This window comes from Leptolyngbya sp. FACHB-36, from assembly GCF_014695955.1.
GTDB lineage: Bacteria > Cyanobacteriota > Cyanobacteriia > Leptolyngbyales > Leptolyngbyaceae > FACHB-36.
Genome location: NZ_JACJPG010000179.1, coordinates 1 through 2,207, shown reverse-complemented (window position 1 = coordinate 2,207; position 2,207 = coordinate 1). Strand labels below are relative to the sequence as shown.

Here is a 2,207-nt window from a genome sequence, read left to right as displayed (position 1 = left end):
CTTGAGCTTAAACAAATAACAACGCCGTTTGTATCAACGATGTATGCGTCAAGGATCGATGACTAATAGCAAGGAGTCACCAATGACTATTAACCAGCAATTTCGCCAGCAACGTCGATCGTCAGACACATTCTCTAGAGAATTATCTATCTTAGAGCTGACCAAAAGGTTGTAACAGGCTATCCCTTGGTAGAGCAAAACTATGAAATACGTGCACTAGTCTTGGCAGTGATATCGCTTACTCTTTCCGGCTCACCCATTCAGGAGACATTATGGCAGCGACCTACAAGATTCGACTGATGAATGAGAACGAAGGCATTGATCAAGCAGTAGACGTCCCGGAGGACGAGTACATTCTTGCTACGGCTGAGAACGAAGGCATGGAGCTACCGTTCTCGTGTCGGCAGGGCGTCTGCTCGACCTGCACGGGCAAGCTGGTTGAAGGGACTGTGGATCAGTCCGAGCAATCCTATTTGGATGAAGACCAAGTTGCAGCGGGCTATGTGCTAATCTGCGTGGCTCACCCCACGTCAGACTGCACGATCGAGACGCATAAAGAAGAAGAACTGGTGTAGCGCTAGCGGTGCTGGGTAATTTGCAGGAACGAGTACATTAGCACGCAGTACTCTTGCTGGCAAAGCGCTCCCGCGCCGCACAAGTCCGATAGACAGCTACTAAGCGCGTTAAATGCCGCTTCAGCGCTAAGCCAGTAGGCTCCTTGCTGGAGCGCTTGCTCAGGCGTTTCGTAGTCGGTGTTGGACGTAACGACTGACCCGATCGGTAAGGCAAGCTGCCACTTCCATCGCTGGCTTGTGCATGTTGAAGCGATCCGAATGCCGTAATAGTTTCGGTGCATAGATCGAAATCTAAACAATTTCTTTATATTCTAGCGGAAAACTAGTGCGAGTTTCGGATCGCTCGGCTCAATTCAGGCTCAGTTCACTATTTGCTCAATTCAATGTCTAGAGCAGCTCTCAGTTAAATTTTTCCTCTAGCGCTGAAGAAGGACCTGAGCCTGCTGGCAGCGAAAGTCAGAGGCTCCCAACGACGACTGGGAGCGCAGGAGCGCCATTGATCGAGCTGCCAGTAAGACACGTGCGCGGCGACTACTTGAGGTCGATCGCGACGGTTGCTGACATTCCGGGTGTAATACGGGACTCGTAGCCGCGAATGCTGTCAGCGTCGAAAACGACTTTCACAGGAACCCGCTGCACAACCTTCGTAAAGTTGCCTGTGGCGTTATCGGGTGGCAGTAGAGCAAACTCAGCCCCTGATGCTGGAGACAAACTCTCTAAATGACCCGTGAACGTTTTGTGGGGAAAAGCATCGAGCTTAACTTCTGCCCGCTGTCCGGGGTGCATCTGCTCTAGCTGTGTTTCCTTAAAGTTTGCTGTTACCCAATACTCCGTGCTGACCAGCGCCATCAGTGGCGTTCTGGGCTGGATCTGCTGCCCGACTTCTACCGTCTTGCGCCCGATGCGACCGCTGGCTGGAGCGGCAATGCTGGTGTAAGAGAGTTGCTGTTGGGCGTTACGGAGTGCCACCTGCGCTTGAGCGATCGCCGTCTTTGCCGTGCTAAAGTCGCTTTGACTCACCAGGGTCTGAATACCTTTGGCTTCCGCTTGCTGTAGACCTCCCTGAGACGCTTGCAGTCCGGCTTGGGCATTGGCAACGGTTTGCTGCGCCTGCGCCACCTTTGCCTGCGCCTGCTCAACGGCTTGGCGATCGGCGTTTGTCTGCGCCTGCGCCACTTGGTACGCTTGGCGAGCCGTGTCTAGATCGCGCTGGGGAATTGCGCCTTGGCTGCGTAGCTCGGTGAAGCGGCTCAAATCCGTCTGGGCTTTTAGCAGATTGGCTTGTGACTGTGCCAGTTGCGCTTGCGCTCTTGGAACGCCTGCTTGGGCTTCGGTCACTTGCGCCTGCGCCGTCGCGATCGACGCTTCTGCCTTGCCAATGTCGCCTTGCGACTGGGTAGTGGATGCTTGCGCAGTTTTAGCCGACAGGGCGATATTAATCTGCGCGGTATTCGCTTTCTGCTGAGCAGTTGCCAGATCTGCCTGCGCCTGCTGGAGTTTGATCTGGTAGTCGCGGGGGTCCAGCTTTACGAGCAGCTGTCCGGCTTGCACGTCCTGATTGTCGTTGACCAATATCTGCTGCACCGTACCCGGAACGCGAGCGCTGATCTGGTGAATATGTCCTGCCACTGT

At 54.2% G+C, this 2,207-nt stretch carries 3 protein-coding genes; 1 reads left to right on the top strand and 2 read right to left on the bottom strand.

What is annotated here, in order from left to right; translation table 11 throughout:
- Positions 1-272 precede the first annotated feature (272 nt).
- The gene (locus H6F43_RS02865; RefSeq protein ID WP_190340495.1) at positions 273-575 is read left to right on the top strand and encodes a 2Fe-2S iron-sulfur cluster-binding protein; all 303 of its coding nucleotides are present in this window, start codon (positions 273-275) and stop codon (positions 573-575) included.
- A gap of 2 nt (positions 576-577) precedes the next feature.
- Here H6F43_RS02865 and H6F43_RS02860 read toward each other — a convergent pair whose 3' ends face one another.
- Complete coding sequence (locus tag H6F43_RS02860; RefSeq protein WP_190340494.1) at positions 578-856, bottom strand: hypothetical protein; 279 nt, start codon at positions 854-856, stop codon at positions 578-580.
- 250 nt (positions 857-1,106) lie between these two features.
- The coding region (locus H6F43_RS02855) for an HlyD family secretion protein (protein ID WP_190340493.1) at positions 1,107-2,207 on the bottom strand (1,101 nt) is incomplete at its 5' end.